Origin of the sequence: Rhodoferax sp. (genome assembly GCF_028715765.1) — a bacterium.
Classification (GTDB): domain Bacteria; phylum Pseudomonadota; class Gammaproteobacteria; order Burkholderiales; family Burkholderiaceae_C; genus Rhodoferax.
In genome coordinates, this window is the sequence record NZ_JAQURE010000086.1 from 1 (window position 1) to 5749 (window position 5749).

A 5749-nucleotide genomic window follows, 5' to 3' on the forward strand; every position below is an offset into this window, starting at 1 on the left:
CCAGCATCGACGTCATGAGCGCCAGCATCAACCAAAACAGCGACAACGCCCGAGTCACAGACGGCATGGCCACCAAAACCACCAAAGAAGCCGTTGATGGCGGCAGCGCCGTCAGCCAAACCGTGCAAGCCATGAAACAAATTGCCGCCAAGATCGGCATCGTTGACGACATTGCCTACCAAACCAATTTGCTGGCCCTGAACGCCGCCATTGAAGCGGCCCGAGCGGGCGAACACGGCAAAGGCTTTGCGGTGGTCGCTGCTGAAGTGCGCAAACTCGCCGAGCGCAGCCAAGAAGCCGCCAAAGAAATAGGCGAACTCGCGGGAAGTAGCGTCACCACGGCAGAGCGCGCGGGCAAACTGCTCGATGAGATCGTCCCCAGCATCCAGAAAACCAGCGAACTGGTGCAAGAAATAGCCGCAGCCAGCTCAGAGCAAAGCGAATCGGTCACGCAAATTGGCGGCGCCATGGGGCAGCTCTCCAAAGCCACGCAGCAAAACGCCAGCGCCAGTGAAGAACTGGCCGCCACCAGCGAAGAGCTCAGTGGCCAGGCCGAGCAACTGCAGCAAAGCATTGCGTTCTTCAACACTGGTGAAGGCCGTGCACAAGTGCCAGACCGCCACGCCCGCCCAGCCCCTGAGCGCAGGCTCGGCAGTAGCTCTGCCAGTCAGCGCAGCCACGCCCCCTTGATCACCGCCCCAGTGCGCCGCGGGGATTTGGGGAATTTCAAGCCTTATTGACCTGATTGAGGAAGCTTCACATGCACCACCACCAAGCCTTAACGGCGGCCTCAAGCCTGCTTGCCAGCAGCGACCGAAAGCCGCAAGATGAAACCCTGCAATACCTCACCTTCAGCTTGGGTGATGAGGTGTTTGCCATGGACATTCGCAGCGTGCGCGAGATCATTCAGCACGGTGCCATGACGGTGGTGCCGCTGATGCCCGAGTTTGTGCGCGGCATCATCAACCTGCGCGGCGCGGTGGTGCCAGTGATTGACCTGCAGTCGCGCTTTGGTCGTCCCAAAGCTGAATTTGGCAAGAAAACCTGCGTGATTATTTTTGACGTGGGCCCTGAGGGTGACAAGGTCGAACTGGGCTTGCTGGTCGATGCCGTGAGCGAGGTGATCGATATTGCCGCCAGTGCCATTGAGCCGCCGCCCCAGTTTGGCGCCACCATCCAGCGCGAATTCATGCGCGGGCTGGGCAAGGTAGGCGATGAATTCATTGTGATTTTGGAGCCCGAGCGCGCGCTCAACATTGACGACATGGTGGCCTTGACCGAACAAGGTCAAACGCTTTAACTTTATTTTGAGAGTACCCCCCATGAAGCTGCAAAACTTTTCTATCAAAACCCGCGTGTTGGCGGGTGTGGCCTTGCCCATTGTGATGTTCATTGGCTTCACGCTGTGGTTCAGCGCCCAGCTGACACAAGTCAAGCAGAGTTTGACAACAGTCTCTGAGCAAAGTGTGCAACACGCCTTGTTGGCGGCTGCGGTTGACAAAAACGTGGTGCAAATCCAGCAGTTTTTGTCTGACGTGTCGGCCACCCAAGGCAAAGACGGGCTGGACGATGGTTTTCAAAAAGCCAAAGAAAACTTTGATGCGCTCAATGCCGGCTTGGCCACATTCGAGAAGCATTTTGCAGACGTTGGCAACGCGGCGCAGGTCAAGCAAGTTCAGCTCATCCACACTGAAGCCGCAGACTACTTTGCCACTGGCAACACCATGGCGCAGGCGTATGTGGCGGGTGGTCCGGCTGCGGGCAACAAGCTCATGGCCGGGTTTGATGCGGCCAGTGAACAATTGCAAAAAGACCTGGCGCCTTTTGTGGCAGCCCAAGTAGCGCAGATGAAGGCCGACCTGGCACAGTCCGCTGCCAAGACCGACCAGGTCTCGCAGGTTGGCATGCTCATCGTGGCGGCTGCGGTCATTTTGGCCGCACTGTTGGCGCTGGTGATTGTGAACAGCATCACGCGCCCACTGGTGCGCGCGCTGGGGGTGGCGCGTGAAGTGGCGGCGGGTCACCTGAACGCCAACATTGAGGTGGACAGCAGCGAAATTGGCCAGCTCATGGCCCCCCTGGCCAAAATGCAAGCCACATTGCAAGACTTTGAAGCCGCGCAAACAGAGATGGCGCGCCAGCATGAGGCCGGTATGCTGGACTACACGATGCCAGTGAACCAGCTTGAAGGTGCCTATGCGCAAATGGCGCAGTCCATCAACGCGCTGGTGCAGTCGCACATTGCGGTGAAGATGAAGGTGGTGGAAGTGGTAGCCGCCTACACCGCTGGCCATTTGGATGTGCAAATGGATCGCCTGCCTGGGCAAAAAGCACGCGTCACGGCGGCCATGGATCAAGTCCAAAGCGCCATGAAAGAAGCCGCAGCAGCGGCCGCCTTCAACGAACGCATCCGCTTAAGCCTAGACAGCCTGCCGGTGTGCGTGACCGTCTCCAACGCCGAAGCTCTGCTGGTACACGCCACGCCACCCGCCAAAGAACTGCTCAAACTCTTTGGCGGCAGCAGCTTTGATGCTGACAAGTTCTACGGCAACAAACTCTCAAGCCTGTTCAAAGACCCCAGCGACGCAGCCAAATTTGACCAAGCCATCCGCTCAGGCGAAACCGTCGACATGGCCATCCAAGGCCGCCAACTGCGCCTGCTGGCACGCCCGGTCCACAACAGCGCCGGCGTCGCCATTGGCCGCATCACCCAATGGCTCGACCGCACCGACGAAATCGCCTCAGAGACAGAAGTCTCAGACATCGTCAACGCCGCCGCCCATGGTGACCTCAGCCGACGCGTCAGCCTGGAAGGCAAAACCGGCTTCTTTGGTGTACTGGCTCAAGCCATGAACCAACTCATCGACACCAGCGAAGGCGTCATCACCGACACCGCCAAATCACTCGACGCCCTCTCCCAGGGCGACCTCACCCACCGCATCACCCGCGACTACCAAGGCATCTTTGGCCAAGTCAAAGACAACGCCAACAGCACCGCAGAAAAACTCACTGCCATCGTCGAAGAAATCCACGCCGCAGCCGACGCCCTCACCGACGCCGCCAACCAGGTAAGCGCCACCGCCCAATCTTTAAGCCAAGCCGCCAGCGAACAAGCCGCCAGCGTGGAGCAAACCACCGCCAGCATCGACGTCATGAGCGCCAGCATCAACCAAAACAGCGACAACGCCCGAGTCACAGACGGCATGGCCACCAAAACCACCAAAGAAGCCGTTGATGGCGGCAGCGCCGTCAGCCAAACCGTGCAAGCCATGAAACAAATTGCCGCCAAGATCGGCATCGTTGACGACATTGCCTACCAAACCAATTTGCTGGCCCTGAACGCCGCCATTGAAGCGGCCCGAGCGGGCGAACACGGCAAAGGCTTTGCGGTGGTCGCTGCTGAAGTGCGCAAACTCGCCGAGCGCAGCCAAGAAGCCGCCAAAGAAATAGGCGAACTCGCGGGAAGTAGCGTCACCACGGCAGAGCGCGCGGGCAAACTGCTCGATGAGATCGTCCCCAGCATCCAGAAAACCAGCGAACTGGTGCAAGAAATAGCCGCAGCCAGCTCAGAGCAAAGCGAATCGGTCACGCAAATTGGCGGCGCCATGGGGCAGCTCTCCAAAGCCACGCAGCAAAACGCCAGCGCCAGTGAAGAACTGGCCGCCACCAGCGAAGAGCTCAGCGGCCAGGCCGAGCAGCTGCAGCAAAGCATTGCGTTCTTCAACACCGGCGAAGGCCGTGCACAAGTGCCAGACCGTCACGCCCGGTCAACCCCTGAGCGCAGGCTCGGCAATGGCTCTGCCAGTCAGCGCACCCACGCCCCCCTGATCGCAGCCCCAGTACGTCGTGGGGATGTGGGGAATTTCAAGCCTTATTGACCTCTAGCGCTTATGAATCAAGCGTAACATGCTATGAAATATAAAGTAACTCCAACACGCCAAGAGCGGTTGATGCGAGACGATGACTTCATTGTTTCCAAAACCGACTTGAAAGGGCGCATCACCTATTGCAACCGTATCTTTGTTGAGTTTTCAGGTTACGCTGAATCCGAGCTGCTGGGAGCGCAGCACAACATCGTGCGTCACCCCGACATGCCACGCGGCGTCTTCAAGTTTTTGTGGGACACGCTTGAGAGCCGCAAAGAGTGTTTTGCTTATGTCAAAAACATGAGCAAAGACGGCAGTTTTTACTGGGTGTTTGCCAACATCACGCCTGATTTTGACGTGCACGGCGAGCCCCAAGGCTATTTTTCGGTGCGGCGCAAAGCCCAGCCCAACGCCATTGCGGTGGTCACTGATGTGTACAAAGCCATGTTGGCAGAGGAAGAACGGGCAGGGTCCAAAGACGCGTGCGATGCGTCTCTGGCCTTGTTGGGCTCGGTGTTGAAACAAAAAGGAGTCAGCTATGAACAGCTCATCCTCTCGCTCTGAAGGCGCGGGTTTTGCCTGGTTGATGGCCGCCGTTGTGGTGGCGGGCGCGCTGCTGCAAAGCTGGCACGACGGTTGGAGCGCGTTGGCCCTGGTGTGGTTGCTGCCCGCGCTGGGCTGCGTGCTGGCCTGGCAGGCGCGGCTGCAAAGCCAGCAGCGTTATGTGCTTGAAATCCAGTCGATTGCGCAAGATGTGGCACACGGCAAATTTGAGCGGCGCTTACACAAGTTGCCCGCCCACGGCCTCTACCACGACCTGTGCTGGGACTTCAACGACATGCTGGACCAGCTTGAGGCCTGTTTCAGGGAGCAGGCCACGGTGTTGCAGCATGCCAGCCAAGGCCAGTATTTCCGCCGTGCCCAGGCCACTGGGCTGCGTGGCACTTTTGCCAAGGCACTTGAGCAAACCAACCAGTCGTTGCAAACGCTTGCCGACAACGCGGCCCATGAGGCCAAAGCCAATGCCGAAAAACAAGCCGCGCAAGCGCATGAGCGCCAAGTGGCCAATGAAAACCGGCGCATTCGCCTGGCGCTGGACAACGTGAGTTTGCCGGTGCGCATTGCCGACGACGACGGCACGGTGATCTACATCAACCATGCCCTGCGTGCCACGCTGCAGCGCAACGCGGCAGGGTTCCAAAAGCAAATTCCTGGCTTTGACCCCGACGCTGTGGTGGGACACAGCATAGGCATGTTTTACGCCGACCCGGCTGCGGCCTTGGCGCGCTTGAAGCAGCTCACCAGCACGGTGCAAAGTCAAATTGAGCTGGGTGGGCGCATGTATGACCTGTCCACCACGCCGGTGTTGGCTGAAGACGGGCAACGTCTGGGCACGGTGGGGCAATGGCAAGACGTTTCAGACCAATTGGCCGCTGAAAAAGAAATTGACCACATGGTGCAAGCGGCGGTACAGGGTGACCTGAGCCAGCGCTTGAGTTTGGAGAGCAAAACCGGTTTTTTTGCCAACCTCTCCAACGGCATGAATCAGCTGGTGCAGACCACCGAGCAAGGCTTGTCAGACGTGGCCGAGGTGTTGAGCAGCTTGGAGCAGGGGGATTTGACGCGCCGCATCACCCGCGACTATGCCGGACTGTTTGGGCAGGTCACGCAAAGTGTCAACGCGTCGATTGACCGCTTGACCCAGGTCATGGGTGAAGTGCGTGCTGCTGCTGATGCCCTCACCGGTGCGGCTAACCAAGTCAGTAGCACCGCACAAAGCTTGAGCCAGGCGGCCAGCGAGCAAGCTGCCAGTGTGGAAGAAACCACCAGCCAGATTGACCTGATGAGTGCGTCCATCAACCAAAACAGCGACAACGCCCGCG

At 58.9% G+C, this 5749-nt stretch carries 5 protein-coding genes; all 5 read left to right on the forward strand.

Annotated elements, in window-relative coordinates; all coding sequences use genetic code 11:
* Positions 1-740 (forward strand): methyl-accepting chemotaxis protein (locus PHT20_RS16175; RefSeq protein WP_301021336.1); only part of this gene is annotated, 740 nt, incomplete at its 5' end.
* A 20-nt stretch (positions 741-760) separates the two neighbouring features.
* A complete protein-coding gene (locus PHT20_RS16180; RefSeq protein WP_301021337.1) occupies positions 761-1300 on the forward strand; it encodes a chemotaxis protein CheW in 540 nt (179 codons plus the stop codon).
* 22 nt (positions 1301-1322) lie between these two features.
* Entirely contained in the window at positions 1323-3878 is a 2556-nt protein-coding gene (locus PHT20_RS16785; RefSeq protein WP_366520950.1) for a methyl-accepting chemotaxis protein, read from the forward strand.
* 72 nt (positions 3879-3950) lie between these two features.
* A complete protein-coding gene (locus tag PHT20_RS16195) occupies positions 3951-4430 on the forward strand; it encodes a PAS domain-containing protein (protein WP_301021338.1) in 480 nt (159 codons plus the stop codon).
* Positions 4405-5749: PAS domain-containing protein (locus PHT20_RS16200; RefSeq protein ID WP_301021339.1), on the forward strand; the 1345-nt coding region annotated here is incomplete at its 3' end. The genes PHT20_RS16195 and PHT20_RS16200, both read left to right, overlap by 26 nt.